The sequence below is a fragment of the Tatumella ptyseos genome (assembly GCF_030552895.1).
Lineage (GTDB): Bacteria > Pseudomonadota > Gammaproteobacteria > Enterobacterales > Enterobacteriaceae > Rosenbergiella > Rosenbergiella ptyseos_A.
This window is the reverse complement of record NZ_CP130649.1, coordinates 33860-49112: the sequence shown is the minus strand read 5'-3', so window position 1 is coordinate 49112 and position 15253 is coordinate 33860. Positions and strand designations below refer to the sequence as shown.

The window sequence follows — 15253 nt, the reverse complement described above, 5'->3', positions numbered from 1 at the left end:
ACTTATTGGGAGTGAGCATAATGCTAGATGCTCTCAACTACTGCAGCCTGTTTACTGGAGGGTAATGGCAACCAGGCTCTTATCTTTAGACCGCCCTTTTCGCTGGTATCAAAACTCAGCTCTCCCTGGTGGGCATCGATAATCCGCTGTACTATCGCAAGTCCTAATCCAGTACCACTGGTCGTTCTAGCGCTATCCCCCCTTACAAAGGGCTGTAGAAGGTGGGCAATTTGGTCTTTATCGATACCAGGGCCATCATCTTCGACTTGGAACCAAGCACGATCTAGTTCACGTCCACTGCTGACACGGATCCAGCCATTACCGTAACGAGCGGCATTAACTACCATATTAGCGACGGCCCGTTTAATGCCAAGAGGGTTGATATCGAGTAATAGTTCGCTACTCATTACTTGATTATCGATTTCACGCTCATATCCGCTTTCTGCAGCAACGACTTCGCCTAATACCGTATTGAGATCAACGCGTTCTTTTTGAATTTCTTGACCTGTCCGTAAATAGTCAATGAATTGCTCAATGATGGCATTACACTCTTCAATATCTTTGTTGATTGAATCGGCAAGATACTGTTCATCGGCTCCAATCATCTCTGTCGCCAAGCGAATTCGTGTTAGAGGAGTACGTAAATCATGACTCACGCCGGCCATTAACAAGGTTCGGTCATCCGCAAGCTGTTTAACACCCGAGGCCATTTGGTTAAAAGCACGCGTTACCGAGCGCACTTCCGATGCTCCGTACTCTCTTAAAGGAGGTGGAATTTGACCTCTACCTACCTGTAATGCCGCATGCTCAAGCGCTACCAATGGTCGGTTTTGCATACGAATAAATAACCACGCTCCAACAATGGCTAATAGCATGATCATCAAGGTGTAGCGGAATAAGGGCGAGAAATCGCCTTGATGGATTTCAGTTAATGGTACCCTGACCCAGATATTGGGAGATAGCCAAGTCTTTAACCACACCACTGGGGTTTTCTTATTCACTTCAACACGAACATCTGTCGGGCCACCCAATTGGTGTGCCATCTGTTCGCTTAAAAATTTGTAATGTTGCGCCCAACGTAGACCGCTCTCTTCCGCGGCAGAGTTGGTATAAAGCGAAATCCCTAGTTCACGGTAGATTTCCCGTCTAAAGGCTGGAGGCACCTCCAGTTGTGTACCGTCTTCAAGCTGTAGCTTATCTGTCATAAGCATTCTCACTTCATACGCGAGAACCTTATTAAACTGCTGCAAGCTAGGTAAAATGGCAAAATTAAGGACAACTAAATAGGTTGTCACCAAACTGACAAAGAGAAGTGAGACAATGAGTAGCAACATCCGCGCAAAAGAGCTGCGCGGAGAGAAGCGAAATTTCTTCATGCTTTACTGCCATCTGGAACAAAGACGTAGCCAAGGCCCCAAACCGTTTGGATATAACGGGGATGAGCAGGGTCTTCCTCAACCATTCTTCTCAATCGAGAAATTTGTACATCGATGGAACGTTCCATTGCGCTGTACTCACGGCCACGCGCTAAATTCATGAGCTTGTCTCTTGAAAGTGGTTCGCGGGGGTGGCTGACTAATGCCTTAAGTACTGCAAATTCTCCGCTGGTCAGTGGCATAGGCTCGTCTTCACGGAACATCTCACGCGTCCCTAAGTTGAGCTTAAACTTACCAAAGGTAATGACCGCCTCTTCCTGAGAAGGCGCACCAGGCAGTTCATTCGCCTGACGGCGTAGAACCGCGCGGATACGGGCCAACAGTTCACGTGGATTAAACGGTTTAGGAATATAATCGTCGGCACCGATTTCTAACCCAACAATCCTATCAACCTCTTCACCCTTCGCCGTCACCATAATAATCGGCATTGGATTACTTTGGCTACGCAAACGGCGACAGATGGATAACCCATCCTCTCCCGGTAACATGAGGTCGAGTACCATCAGGTGGAAAGATTCACGGGTTAACAAACGGTCCATTTGTTCAGCGTTCGCTACGCTACGTACTTGGAATCCTTGTTCGGTGAGATACCTTTCAAGTAATGCCCGTAAACGCATGTCGTCATCGACAACTAAAACTTTGTAATTTTCCTGCATTCTAATGACTCCCAAAGGCATTATCGCCAGCTATGTTATTTTTAAAAATAATGCTTACAGTGACAAATTTTATTGGTTTATATTCTTACTGAAATTGTTACAAAGCATATTTAACAGTACGTTAAGTAAAGATCTAACTATAGGTGATAGAGGACAATAGCGTGAAAACCCAACTTATCACTCGTGAAGGCTACAATAAGTTAAAACAAGAGCTCGACCAACTTTGGCGAGAAGAACGTCCAGAAGTTACTAAAAAAGTGACTTGGGCCGCCAGTTTGGGTGACCGCAGTGAAAATGCTGACTACCAGTATAATAAAAAGCGTTTAAGAGAGATCGATCGTCGAGTTCGTTATCTTCGTAAAAGCCTCGAATCACTCCGTATTGTTGACTACTCCCCGCAACAAGAGGGAAAAGTTTTCTTCGGTGCACAAGTGGAAATTGAAAATGATGACGGGGATATTCTCGCCTTTCGAATAGTGGGTTATGACGAGATTTTTGGCCGTAATGACTATATCTCGATCGACTCCCCCATGGCTAGGGCCCTACTGAAAAAAGAAGTAGGTGATAGCGCTACCGTCCAGACTCCGTCCGGACCCGCCGTATGGACCGTCAATAACATTAGTTATCCCGGCATCGCTGCGGAAAATCCTTAATCTGCATACCTAGACTGGAAATTCACGGTGCATCGCCGTATAACTGTCAGAAAATTTACCTCCTACAAGCTACGAGTCACAATGAAAAAGCCGCTAAGTCAGATCATTGCCAACGAATTGCAGGTCCGCATCGAGCAAGTTGATGCCACGATACAACTCTATGACGAAGGGAACACTATTCCTTTTATCGCCCGCTACCGTAAGGAAGTTACAGGTGGCTTGGACGATACCCAACTCCGTCAATTAGAAACACGTTTAACCTACCTGCGAGAACTTGATGAACGTCGGCAAACTATTCTTAACTCCATTTCTGAGCAAGGTAAATTAACCGACGAACTCGCTCAGTCGATTGAGGCTGTGTTGAGTAAGACTGAACTCGAAGATCTTTATCTACCTTATAAGCCTAAGCGCCGTACGCGCGGACAGATCGCGATCGAGGCAGGTCTCGCGCCGTTAGCGGATAAATTATGGACATCCCCTCAGCTGGATCCTGAAGCCACCGCAGCAGAATTCATTAATGCGGATAACGGTATCGCGGATACACGCGGTGCTTTAGATGGCGCTCGCTATATTCTGATGGAAAGATTTGCTGAAGATGCCTCACTGCTGGCAAAAGTCCGGCAGTATCTCTGGAAAAATGCTCACCTTGTTTCTAAGGTGGCCTCAGGCAAAGAGGCCGAAGGAGCCAAGTTTCGTGATTATTTCGACCATCATGAACTCTTAGCGACAACCCCTTCCCACCGAGCACTCGCCATGCTGCGCGGACGTAATGAAGGCATCTTACAACTCTCGCTAAATCCCGATCCGCACAGCGAAGAGACACCAAAAGAGAGCTTCGGCGAGACGTTAATCAGCGAACACCTCAACGTGCGTATCGCCAATGCTCCGAGTGATACTTGGCGTAAGTCCGTTATTAGCTGGACATGGAAAATTAAAGTGCTGCTGCACTTAGAAACGGAACTGATGGGCTCGCTACGTGAACAGGCTGAGCTAGAAGCTATCGATGTGTTCGCGCGTAATCTAAACGCATTGTTGATGGCCGCACCTGCAGGGATGCGAGCCACGATGGGACTTGATCCCGGATTACGTACTGGCGTAAAAGTGGCCGTCGTAGATGCTACCGGTAAATTAGTCGCCACCGATACAGTCTACCCTCATACCGGACAAGCGGCAAAAGCCGCCACAGCAGTCGCTCTGCTTTGCCAGCAACATAACGTTGAGCTAGTGGCGATAGGTAACGGTACGGCTTCACGGGAAACAGAGCGCTTTTTTATTGAACTCAAAAAACAGTATCCTGCTGTTACCGCAGAGAAAGTCATTGTGAGTGAAGCTGGCGCCTCTGTTTATTCTGCTTCTGAGCTTGCAGCATTAGAGTTTCCAAATCTCGATGTCTCCTTACGCGGCGCTGTCTCGATCGCCCGAAGGCTCCAGGATCCTTTAGCTGAACTGGTAAAAATCGATCCTAAGTCGATCGGGGTTGGCCAATATCAACACGATGTGAGCCAGACACAGTTAGCCAAGAAACTGGATACGGTGGTAGAAGATTGTGTGAACGCCGTAGGGGTTGATCTTAACACTGCCTCCGTACCACTATTGACCCGTGTGGCTGGCTTAAGTCGTATGATTGCGCAAAATATTGTGCAGTGGCGTGACGAAAACGGTCGCTTTATGAATCGCCAGCAACTTCTCAAAGTGGCCCGTCTTGGACCCAAAGCTTTTGAGCAATGTGCTGGGTTTTTACGTATCAATCAAGGGGACAATCCACTGGATGCCTCGACGGTTCACCCTGAAGCCTATCCTGTGGTCGAACGGATCATCGCGCAGACTCATGAACAACTCGCTTCTCTCATGGGAAATAGTACGACTATTCGTGCGCTTTCCGCTTCTCAGTTTACTGATGAACGATTTGGGTTGCCGACGGTTACTGATATCCTTAAAGAACTCGAGAAACCAGGTCGCGATCCCCGCCCAGAGTTTAAGACAGCAACCTTCGCCGAAGGCATCGAAACAATGGATGACCTTACTCCAGGCTTAATTCTAGAAGGAACTGTTACTAACGTCACCAACTTCGGCGCCTTTGTTGATATTGGTGTTCACCAAGATGGACTGGTGCATATCTCTTCATTAGCTAACCGTTTTGTCAGTGATCCACATGAAGTGATCAAAACTGGCGAAATTGTCAAAGTAAAGGTACTTGAAGTTGATCTGGGAAGAAAGCGCATCGCGTTAACCATGCGCCTTGATGAACAACCGGGTGAGACACAATCGCGCCGGAGCGCAGCACCTGAAAAAGCGAGCCCTAAACCAGCGCGCCAACCTTCACGTCAATCCTCGACGCAAAATAATAGCGCAATGGGTGATGCCCTCGCCGCGGCGTTCAAGAAAAAGTAAGACCTCTATCAACCCTGCCCCTGGCAGGGTTGATAGGGTTATAGCTCGCTAAGCGTTTTCGTTACCACGACTTCCAATTCTGCTAAACCATCGATCTCAGCAACTAGCTTTTTAAATGGAGGTTGCTGCATGTGTGTATCTAATGCTTCCTGACTGCTCCAACACTCCAGCATGACATAACGGCGGGGTTGCTGAATATCTTGAGTTAATACGTAAGATTGACAGCCGGCTTCACCTTGTACCGCTTGCTCTGCTGCCTTGAGCGCACGCTCAACGACGGTTTCATTACCTGGCTTAGCGGTAATATAAGCAATAACATTAATTAGAGGTTGCATCGTTTTCTCCTTATAAGGATTTAATCATCTGTTTACTATAAAACAGTCACTGCTAACACTCGTGGGCGATAATGCTACTGAGCAAATTTAATAATCGCCTCGCAAAATTCTTGCGGATGTGAAATGAACGGTGCATGAGCGGCATGTTCTATCACTATCGATTGGCTAGCCGGCCATAGCTTATCCGTTAACGCAATACTTTTACGGGGGACTAAGCTATCTAAGGCACCGTAGATTCGTAGAGTCGGCGCAGCGATAGAAGAGATTTTCTGACGTAAGTCATCATGTTGTAAAATGGAAAGCCCACGATTCAATACTGCTAGTGAAGCTTGAGGCTGGTCGATAATCGACTGTTTTAAGGTTCGAGTATTTAATGACGCATTTTCTGTGCCCAAACTTTGTAAGGCTATAAACCGCTCGATAGTACGACGGAAATCAGTCGCGAGTTGGGTTTGAAAGTTATCTAAAACCTGTGGCGTAATTCCCGGCCATTCCCCTCTTTCGCTAAAACAAGGAGACGAAGCAACGAAAATGAGCTGCTTGATCTTCTCTTTAAAGTCGATGGCCAATTGTGCGGCCACCAGCCCGCCTAAAGACCATCCAAGTACAACGCTTTGTGAAGGAATATAGGGTGCAATGTGGCTAGCCATCTCATCGAGACTCAATGGATCTGAGGGTTGACTGCGACCATAGCCAGGAAGATCGATGACAGTAATTGAAAAATGAGGACTAAGTGGCGTTAAAATGAAATCCCACACTTGGGAGTTCAATCCCCATCCGTGCAGTAGCACAAGTGGTTGAATACCTTGTCCGTAATGTTGTGTATAGAGGGTCATAATCTCTGTTCTCTTGGAGGTATAGCCTATGTTAACAATCAAAAGCAGGTGTTGGATATGTATGCTACCCGTTTGGCATGCATCGGTGGGGATTTGTACTTGGTGCGAACAAAAACTATTGATCGACCAACCGCGTTGCTTAAGCTGTGCCTTACCGACTGATGCCGTAAGTATCACCTGTGGTGCCTGCCAACAATCTCTCTTTCCTTGGCAAGGTACGATTACGGCGGCTAGTTATGTTCCCCCACTCAGTAAACTTCTGCATCAGTTCAAATTTTCATCACAGACAGCACTTGCCGCCATGCTTTCAAGATTAATCTTGCTAAACTATCTACGATACCGACGGGATTACCAGTGGCAGAAGCCTGATATTATCGTCGCCGTTCCATTACATCCTAAGCGTTATCGGCAACGTGGCTTTAATCAAAGCGATCTTCTCGCCAGACGGCTAGCGCGTTGGCTCGCTTGTGAATATAGGCCTAACGCCATACGTTGTAAGAAATTAACTGCGACCCAACATACCCTCGATAAAGCGAGCCGACAACGTAACCTTGGCCAAGTGTACGATGTTACCACTAGTCTCTATGGTAAACATGTTGCGCTCGTGGATGATGTGCTGACGACTGGCGCAACAGCTCGAGAAATCGTTAGACTCTTGCAGCGACAGCAGGTCGCTAGCGTACAAGTATGGTGCCTGTGCCGTACCTTGTAGAGTAGCAGTGATGCGCGTAAGATGACTTTTAACATAGATAACATTGAGCGATGTCTTATGATTCATATAACCGATACAGCCCAACAGCATTTTGCAAAATTGCTCACTAAGCAAGAGCCGGGAACTCAGATCCGTGTCTTCGTCATTAATCCGGGTACACCTACCGCGGAGTGTGGCGTATCTTACTGCCCGCCAGATGCCGTTGAAAGTACTGATACGGAATTAAAATACGAGTTTCTCACCGCTTACGTCGATGAATTAAGCGCACCTTATTTGGATGAAGCTGAAATTGATTTCGTCACCGACAATCTCGGCTCTCAGCTGACCTTAAAAGCGCCGAACGCTAAGATGCGTAAAGTGTCTGATGATGCGCCATTAATCGAGCGTGTTGAATATCAATTACAAGCCCAGATCAACCCACAGCTTGCAAGCCACGGCGGTAAAGTTTCCCTTATGGAAATCACACCGGAAGGTTACGCTATTTTGCAATTTGGCGGTGGATGTAACGGCTGTTCAATGGTCGATGTCACACTGAAAGAAGGGATTGAGAAAGAGCTTCTCGCGACCTTCCCTGAATTGAAAGGTGTACGTGATTTAACCGAACATCAGCGCGGCGAACACTCTTATTACTAACAGACAATTCTGCCCGAGCCTCGGGCAGAATTATCAACAGATCTCCAACTTAACTGCGTGCTGAGATAGGAGATGCAAAATAGGTTCTGGCGGTAATTTGTCAGTAAAGAGTGAATCCAACATTTCCATCCCCCCCAAACTAACCATTGCCTTGCGTCCAAACTTAGAGCCATCAGTGACCAACATAACGCAACGCGAGTTCTCAATGATCGCACGCTTAGTTCTTACTTCGTGGTAGTCGAACTCTAACATCGTCCCGGCTTCATCAATTCCACTGATACCAATTACGCCAAAATCGAGTCGAAACTGCGAAATAAAATCCATTGTCGCTTCGCCAATAATCCCACCGTCAGTAGCACGTACCGTCCCTCCGGCAATAATGACGCGGAAGTCCGTCTTCGCCATCATCAATTGGGCAACGTTGAGGTTATTCGTCACGATTTGTAGATTATGATGGCCCATTAATGCGTGGGCCACCGCTTCTGGAGTCGTCCCAATATCGATAAAGAGAGTCGATCCATCCGGTATTTGCTGGGCAACTTTCTCTGCAATACGAGTTTTCGCGTTGGAATGCATCATCTTACGATCATTCCAATCCGTATTTTCGGCGCTTGAAGGAAGCGCCGCCCCACCATGATGGCGCTGAATCAAATTTTGCTCCGCTAACTCGTTGAGATCCCGCCGGATAGTTTGGGGAGTCACTGAAAAAAACTCTACTAACTCTTCGGTGCTGACATATCCCTGACGTTTCACCAGTTCTACAATAGCGTCATGTCTCTGCGTCTGTTTCATTAAACGTCCTTCACTTACGCTTTTTTAGCGCGGCTTGGCTATCAACGAAAGCCATCGCCAACCCAATGACTAGTCCAACAATGTAAGCCATATTACTCATTGGATTACCGAAGACACCGTAATAACCGGCGGCTAGCCACAACAGAGCAAAGACGATCAGACCACGTTCGAGATAGATGCCACTGTCAGGATCACGCTCACCGCGTAACCAGCTATACCCCATTAGGGCATAAACGACCCCTGAGAGGCCTCCAAACCAAATACCACTGAATTTAGCCTGCATCCATCCGGATAGTAAGGCTGAGATAACGGTGATGACGAATAACTTACCACTCCCCAAACGCTTCTCAATAACACCACCTAAATACCACCACCACATCAAATTAAAAACAATTTGCAGCAGACTAAAGTGGATAAAGATATGGCTAACCCAACGCCACACTTGTAGTCCTTGCTCCGTAGAAGCAGGCCAGCTTAGCCAGGAAAAAACGGGCTGTTCCCCGACAAACATCAGTAATAAGTAGGCAATGACAACTAAAGCCATGACGGTTAGGGTCAGCGGCCCAGCACGTTCCTTAATATTGCGCCATAACTCTGCCTTGGGGTAACCAAGCCGAGTCCCTGCACGGCCGCTCTGCCAACTTGCCGCCAGGTAACGAGGGTTAGAGGGATCGCGGATGAATTGCTGTAAAGCCGCATTAACCTCATCTATTCTTTGCTCGTCCTCAAGGAATAGAACGTAATTTTGCTGCTGTTCAATCTGTAATTGAATACCCTGCGTAGCCATGTAATCAACAAATGCATGGGCCATACGCGGGTTGGTGAATTCGGTGACTCGAAGCATATCGTTTTCAATACCTAAGTTTATGAGGATTCGCTCTCTTTGATCACTTGGTCCGGGAAACGTGCATACCATGCATCAAACCCGCCATCAACACTATATACTTGGTCAAAGCCTTGATTGATCAAGTACTGTGCCGCACCTTTGCTGCTATTACCGTGATAACAGAGCACTAACACCGGTTGGTCATAGTCACTCTCTTCAACAAATTGATTTAACGAACCGTTCGTTAAATGAAATGCCCCACGAATATGAGCTTTTTCAAAACTTTGAGGATCACGAATATCAACCAGACGCGCCCCTTCTTGTAAGACCTTTTCTGCGGCCAGTACATCAATGCATTCGTAAGTATCCATAACTGTTCTCAAATTATTGCAGGTCTCTCATATTGTACCTGTAATTTCGTCTCGATTAACCCTTTCCACATCGCTATTCGGTTTAGGTTCAACTTAAATGTTATTTCTATCACGCTAATATGTTTTTTTGCGGTTAAATATTGGCAAATATGTTTGGTTTCGATTACTATATTTTCGAAAACGAACATTATTGATAGCCAATAAGCGAGGAGTGCACGTGGAAACCAAAGACCTGATTGTGATCGGAGGCGGTATTAATGGGGCTGGCATCGCGGTCGATGCGGCGGGCCGCGGACTTTCTGTATTGCTGCTCGAAGCAAAAGACTTTGCCTGCGCGACCTCCTCGGCAAGTTCGAAACTCATTCACGGTGGCTTACGTTATTTAGAGCATTACGAATTCCGTTTAGTGAGTGAAGCGTTAGCTGAGCGCGAAGTGTTATTAAAAATGGCACCGCAACTCGCCTTTCCTATGCGCTTTCGCTTACCCCACCAACCTCATCTTCGTCCCGCATGGATGATCCGTGTTGGCTTATTTATGTATGATCACTTGGGTAAACGTACCAGCTTAGCCGCCAGTAAAAGTCTTAAGTTTGGTTCACAGTCCGCGCTAAAACCCGACATTACTAGAGGCTTTGAATACTCAGATTGCTGGGTTGATGATGCGCGTATGGTCGTGGTCAACGCCCAAGAGGTGGTTGAAAAAGGCGGCGAAGTCCGTACTCGCACAAAAGTCACCCGTGCTTGGCGTGAAAAGGGGCTATGGCAGGTTGAAGCTGAAAATGTCGATACTGGCGAAGTATTACGTTGGCAAGCAAAGGGCCTAGTGAATGCGGCAGGCCCATGGGTCAAGGAAATCTTCGATAACCAGTTAGAAATCAAATCCCCTTATGGTATCCGCCTAATCAAAGGAAGCCACATTGTCGTGCCTAAAGCCCACGATGAGAAGCAAGCGTACATTCTTCAAAATGAAGATAATCGTATCGTTTTCGTTATTCCGTGGATGGATGAATTCTCGATTATCGGTACGACCGATGTGGAATATAAAGGCGACCCACTGGCCGTTAAGATTGACGAGAAAGAAACTGCATATCTACTCAAAGTCTATAACCAATATTTTAAACGCCAATTGGGTACTGAAGATATTGTCTGGAGCTATTCTGGCGTACGTCCGCTATGCGATGATGAATCAGACTCACCTCAAGCAATAACCCGTGACTACACCTTAGATGTGCACGATGAGCAAGGCAGTGCGCCACTACTTTCTGTATTTGGTGGAAAGCTAACAACTTATCGTAAACTCGCTGAGCATGCTTTAGAGAAGCTAACTAAATATTATCCTAATATTGGGCCAGCTTGGACAAAAGAGTGCGTATTACCGGGTGGCCACTTTACGGGGACACGCGAGGCATTTACCCAAAACCTGCGTAAGCGTTACCCTTTCATCAGTAATGAGATGTCCCGTCACTACGCACGAACCTATGGTAGCGATACGGATAAGTTACTTGAGGGGATCACCAGTATTGAACAATTGGGACAAAACTTCGGTCACGATTTTTATGAAAGAGAGCTGCGTTACCTCGTCGATAACGAATGGGTTCGTACGGCTGAAGATGCCCTATGGCGTAGAACCAAGCAAGGTATGTGGCTTTCACCTGCACAGCAAGAAGAAGTGTCCCGTTGGTTAGAACAGTATCTTTCTACAGCTGTCGCATAGTACCTAGTTAATATAAAAAACCGGGACTCATCCCGGTTTTTTTACTAGCCTACCAACTGGCGTAACATTCTTCTTAGCGGCTCTGCGGCGCCCCACAGCAGCTGATCCCCCACGGTAAAGGCAGAGAGATACTCAGGGCCCATATTTAATTTACGAAGGCGTCCAACCGGTGTAATAAGAGTACCCGTCACTGCAGCAGGTGTCAGTTCGCGCATCGTCAACTCACGATCGTTAGGAACAACTTTAACCCAAGGATTATGTGCTCCAAGCATTTGCTCGATATCTGCCAACGGGATGTCTTGTTTCAATTTAAGAGTGAAGGCTTGACTGTGGCAACGTAATGCCCCCACTCGTACACATAACCCATCAACAGGGATAATCTGTTGGGTCGCCAGAATTTTGTTGGTTTCGGCTTGTCCCTTCCACTCTTCTTTACTTTGACCACTCGGTAATTGCTTATCGATCCAAGGAATAAGGCTTCCTGCCAACGGGACACCGAAGTTATCCGTCGGTAAGGTTCCCGAGCGGGTAAAATCGGTGACACTGCGCTCAATATCTAAAATGGCCGAAGCCGGATTCTGTAATGAGGTTGCCACATGATCATGAAGCATACCCATCTGCGTCAGCAATTCACGCATATGACGCGCACCGCCACCCGATGCAGCCTGATAGGTCGCTACAGAAGCCCATTCAACGAGATTTTGTGAGAATAACCCGCCCAATGACATCAACATCAAACTAACGGTACAGTTACCGCCAACGAAGGTTTTTACACCGCGATTAATCCCATCAGTAATGACTTTTTGGTTCACTGGATCAAGGATAATAATCGCCTCATCGGCCATTCGAAGCGTCGAGGCTGCATCAATCCAGTAGCCTTGCCATCCCGCTTGACGCAAACGTGGATAAACATCACTGGTATAGTCCCCACCTTGGCAGGTAACAATGATATCGAGGCTCGTTAAGGCATCAATATCGTACGCATCCTGTAAGGTTCCTTGGCTATGACCGCCAAAAACAGGCGCTGGTTGTCCGTGTTGTGAAGTGGAAAAAAAGACTGGATTAATGACAGAGAAGTCATTTTCTTCATTCATACGCGACATTAGCACGGAACCTACCATGCCACGCCACCCGATAAACCCTACATTTTTCATGATGTGCCTGCTGTTAGAATAAATATGCTGCATACCGATATACGGATATGTCTGCACTCCCGTTGATGGGAATGATACTATCAAACTCTACAAAAACTGGACGTACTAGCAAGTGAAAAAAATCGATATTGTTCGATTAATTTATCATCTGGCTAATACTAACCGCTTGGAAGGACGACGATAAGTCATGACTGAACTTTTTTCTGCCGCAGTGTTACTGATTTTGATTATGGATCCGCTGGGTAACCTACCGATTTTTATGTCAGTACTGAAGCATATTGATCCTAAGCGCCGCCGAGTCATCATTATCCGTGAACTCCTGATTGCCTTGGTGATTATGTTGCTATTTCTATTCACCGGCGAAAAAATGTTGGCCTTCCTGAACTTACGCGCGGAATCGGTCTCCATCTCAGGGGGAATTATTTTATTCTTGATCGCGATAAAAATGATTTTCCCTTCACCTGAATCATCTACTTCAGGACTCCCCGCAGGGGAGGAGCCTTTTTTAGTCCCCCTAGCTATTCCTCTATTAGCCGGACCTTCGCTACTTGCAACACTCATGCTGATGTCACATCAGTACCCCGGAAATATGAGCCTGTTAATACTTGCGCTTTTTATTGCGTGGGGAATTACTGCTGCAATCCTAATGATGTCAGGACTATTTTTGCGTTTATTAGGATCAAAAGGTGTCAATGCACTTGAGCGATTGATGGGGCTAATTCTGATAATGATTGCGACACAGATGTTTTTAGATGGGATTAGAGCTTACCTAAAACTCTAATAAAAAAAGGGTCGAGATATCGACCCTTTAACTTTTTAGGACAGTAATTCGAAGGCGACCATACCAATAATCCCCCCGGTAACGCCAAGGATGGTCTCCATCATTGTCCAGGTCTTGAGAGTTTCTACTTCAGTCGCTCCGGTAAAACGCCCAAACAACCAGAAGCCCGCGTCGTTGACGTGACTCACAATAATTGAGCCTCCACCGATACAAATTGAAAGTGCTGCCAACTGAGCACCACTGTAATGTAACGGTTCAATCACGGGCATGATAAGCCCTACCGCCGTCAAACACGCGACTGTCGCCGACCCTTGAATAATACGAACCACGCCAGCTAAGATAAAACAAGAAAGCGCGACAGGTAGCCCTAAGCCTGTTAAGGAGTGTCCCAGTGCTGGACCGACACCTGAATCGACGAGCACTTGTTTGAAAACACCGCCCGCACCGATTACCAGTAGGATAATCCCAGCAGGTTGCAAGGCTTCACCACAAATCGCCATCACTCGAGACTTATCCATTCCTTGGCGATAAGCCAAACCATAAATGGTAATTAGTACGGCAATCAGAATCGCGATGAAAGGGTGGCCAATAAATTCAAAGCACTCATATAAACGGCTGCCTTTATCGATAAAATTAGCCGCGATTGTTTTTAAGCCGACCAAAATGAGAGGGAAAAGGATCAATGATAAGCTAAAACCAAAAGAAGGCAGTTTATCTTTAGCGACTTCAGGGAAACTATCAGCAGCTGGAGCGGCAAATTGCACGCGCTTCGCGATAAAATTACCGAAGAGAGGACCCGCGATAAGCATTCCAGGAATCGCCGCACAGAGGCCGAGTAAGATCATCCAGCCAAAATCTGCATGCATTTGTGAAGCCAGAAGCATTGGTGCAGGTCCCGGTAATACGAATGCCGCCGCTGCTGCAACACCCGCGAACAACGGGATGACCAGTTTCACCATATTGTCGTTGGTACGACGCGCCACCGCAAAAGCAATACTGATAAGCAAGACGATTGCGACTTCGAAAAATAGCGGCAGCGCACAGATAAAGCCTGCGGCTCCCATCGCAAAGTGGGAACGCTTTTCACCAAAGGTTTTCAACATCCTTATCGCTATCTGGTCAACTGCGCCAGTTTCATGCAAAATTTTACCGAACATCGCTCCAAGTGCGACCACCACGGCCAAGAAGCCTAGCGTGCCCCCCATCCCCTTTTGCATGGTGTCAGTAATTTTATCCAGTGGCATTCCAGAAAAAATACCTGCACCGACAGAAACGAGCATTAGTGCGACAAAAGCATGCATCCGCGCTTTCATGACTAAAAAAAGCAGCAGTATGACAGAGCCTGCTGCCGTTAAAACGAGTGTTGCCGTGCTCATGACTCAACCTTATTGAATATTATTTTTAATCGTTGCAACGGTCTCAGCAATGACATCGTCGAGTGAATGGCTAATATCAACGACTAATACATCAGATTCTGAACCATTGGGTTCTTCTAAGGTGTCGAATTGAGTCACTAACATGTTCGTTTTGAAGAAGTGTCCCTTGCGCGCTTTGAGACGCTGCTCAATGGTCTCGAAGTCACCTTTTAAGTAAATAAATTTAAGGTTTTTATTACCGTTACGTAGGATATCTCGGTAACTTTTCTTTAAGGACGAGCAGACAATGATGGAGACTTTTTGGGTGCGCTGCATGGCGAAGGCAGCATCATTAATGGCCTGTAACCAAGGGGCTCTGTCTTGATCGTTCAGTGGCTCACCTTCCGCCATTTTTAAAATATTAGAACGAGGGTGTAAGAAATCACCGTCTAGAAATGCAGTTTGTAGCTTCTGTGAGACTTGATTAGCAACAACTGATTTTCCGCTACCTGAGACACCCATCAGGACAAATACATAATGTTGAGAAGAGGCTTCTGTCATAACTGCTCCAACCTTAGTCGTTCACAATGTTACCGATAACAATTTAA

The 15253-nt window shown here is 46.6% G+C and carries 16 protein-coding genes; 6 read left to right on the top strand and 10 right to left on the bottom strand.

Annotated features, from left to right (window positions below; all coding sequences use genetic code 11):
* Positions 1 to 23 precede the first annotated feature (23 nt).
* Together envZ and ompR are read right to left on the bottom strand one after the other, a co-directional pair.
* Complete coding sequence (envZ, locus tag QJR74_RS00260) at positions 24 to 1376, bottom strand: two-component system sensor histidine kinase EnvZ (protein WP_304372675.1); 1353 nt, start codon at positions 1374 to 1376, stop codon at positions 24 to 26.
* Positions 1373 to 2092 (bottom strand): osmolarity response regulator transcription factor OmpR, encoded by a 720-nt coding sequence (gene ompR, locus QJR74_RS00255; RefSeq protein ID WP_048912907.1) that lies wholly within the window; start codon positions 2090 to 2092, stop codon positions 1373 to 1375. The genes envZ and ompR overlap by 4 nt, the downstream gene beginning before the upstream one ends.
* A gap of 161 nt (positions 2093 to 2253) precedes the next feature.
* Here ompR and greB point away from each other — a divergent pair, with 161 nt between their 5' ends.
* On the top strand, positions 2254 to 2745 hold the full coding sequence (gene greB / locus QJR74_RS00250; RefSeq protein WP_304372674.1) for a transcription elongation factor GreB: 492 nt from the start codon (positions 2254 to 2256) through the stop codon (positions 2743 to 2745).
* An 81-nt stretch (positions 2746 to 2826) separates the two neighbouring features.
* A complete protein-coding gene (locus QJR74_RS00245) occupies positions 2827 to 5136 on the top strand; it encodes a Tex family protein (protein WP_304372673.1) in 2310 nt (769 codons plus the stop codon).
* A 38-nt stretch (positions 5137 to 5174) separates the two neighbouring features.
* Here the strand turns inward: QJR74_RS00245 and QJR74_RS00240 are convergent, their stop codons facing one another.
* Positions 5175 to 5471 (bottom strand): putative quinol monooxygenase, encoded by a 297-nt coding sequence (locus QJR74_RS00240; protein ID WP_304372672.1) that lies wholly within the window; start codon positions 5469 to 5471, stop codon positions 5175 to 5177.
* Between the two features lie 74 nt (positions 5472 to 5545).
* Positions 5546 to 6310 (bottom strand): pimeloyl-ACP methyl ester esterase BioH, encoded by a 765-nt coding sequence (bioH, locus tag QJR74_RS00235; protein WP_441007662.1) that lies wholly within the window; start codon positions 6308 to 6310, stop codon positions 5546 to 5548.
* Positions 6311 to 6368: 58 nt separating this feature from the next.
* On the opposite strand from bioH, the gene QJR74_RS00230 reads away from it, so the two are divergent.
* Positions 6369 to 7019 carry a phosphoribosyltransferase family protein gene (locus QJR74_RS00230; RefSeq protein ID WP_304372670.1) on the top strand — a complete coding sequence of 217 codons (651 nt, stop codon included), beginning with the start codon at positions 6369 to 6371 and terminating at the stop codon, positions 7017 to 7019.
* Positions 7020 to 7076: 57 nt separating this feature from the next.
* Positions 7077 to 7652 (top strand): Fe-S biogenesis protein NfuA, encoded by a 576-nt coding sequence (gene nfuA, locus QJR74_RS00225; protein ID WP_048912912.1) that lies wholly within the window; start codon positions 7077 to 7079, stop codon positions 7650 to 7652.
* A 33-nt stretch (positions 7653 to 7685) separates the two neighbouring features.
* Here the strand turns inward: nfuA and QJR74_RS00220 are convergent, their stop codons facing one another.
* From QJR74_RS00220 to glpE, 3 genes are read right to left on the bottom strand one after another with little or no spacing between them, the layout of a single operon-like run.
* Complete coding sequence (locus QJR74_RS00220) at positions 7686 to 8444, bottom strand: DeoR/GlpR family transcriptional regulator (protein ID WP_304372669.1); 759 nt, start codon at positions 8442 to 8444, stop codon at positions 7686 to 7688.
* 10 nt (positions 8445 to 8454) lie between these two features.
* Complete coding sequence (gene glpG / locus QJR74_RS00215) at positions 8455 to 9288, bottom strand: rhomboid family intramembrane serine protease GlpG (protein ID WP_304372668.1); 834 nt, start codon at positions 9286 to 9288, stop codon at positions 8455 to 8457.
* Between the two features lie 20 nt (positions 9289 to 9308).
* Positions 9309 to 9641, bottom strand: coding sequence for a thiosulfate sulfurtransferase GlpE (glpE, locus tag QJR74_RS00210; protein WP_304372667.1), 333 nt, complete (start codon positions 9639 to 9641; stop codon positions 9309 to 9311).
* Positions 9642 to 9858: 217 nt separating this feature from the next.
* Between glpE and glpD the strand changes: the two genes are divergently transcribed.
* Positions 9859 to 11355, top strand: a complete 1497-nt coding sequence (gene glpD, locus QJR74_RS00205; RefSeq protein ID WP_304372666.1) for a glycerol-3-phosphate dehydrogenase — start codon at positions 9859 to 9861, stop codon at positions 11353 to 11355.
* A gap of 44 nt (positions 11356 to 11399) precedes the next feature.
* On the opposite strand, the gene asd is transcribed toward glpD, so the two are convergent.
* Positions 11400 to 12509, bottom strand: a complete 1110-nt coding sequence (asd, locus tag QJR74_RS00200) for an aspartate-semialdehyde dehydrogenase (RefSeq protein WP_304372665.1) — start codon at positions 12507 to 12509, stop codon at positions 11400 to 11402.
* A 187-nt stretch (positions 12510 to 12696) separates the two neighbouring features.
* Between asd and QJR74_RS00195 the strand changes: the two genes are divergently transcribed.
* A complete protein-coding gene (locus QJR74_RS00195) occupies positions 12697 to 13290 on the top strand; it encodes a YhgN family NAAT transporter (RefSeq protein ID WP_304372664.1) in 594 nt (197 codons plus the stop codon).
* Between the two features lie 35 nt (positions 13291 to 13325).
* Here QJR74_RS00195 and gntU read toward each other — a convergent pair whose 3' ends face one another.
* Positions 13326 to 14666: a gluconate transporter gene (gene gntU / locus QJR74_RS00190; RefSeq protein ID WP_304372663.1), complete on the bottom strand. Its 1341-nt coding sequence runs from the start codon at positions 14664 to 14666 to the stop codon at positions 13326 to 13328.
* A 9-nt stretch (positions 14667 to 14675) separates the two neighbouring features.
* A complete protein-coding gene (gene gntK, locus QJR74_RS00185; protein WP_062812266.1) occupies positions 14676 to 15206 on the bottom strand; it encodes a gluconokinase in 531 nt (176 codons plus the stop codon).
* Positions 15207 to 15253 lie beyond the last annotated feature (47 nt).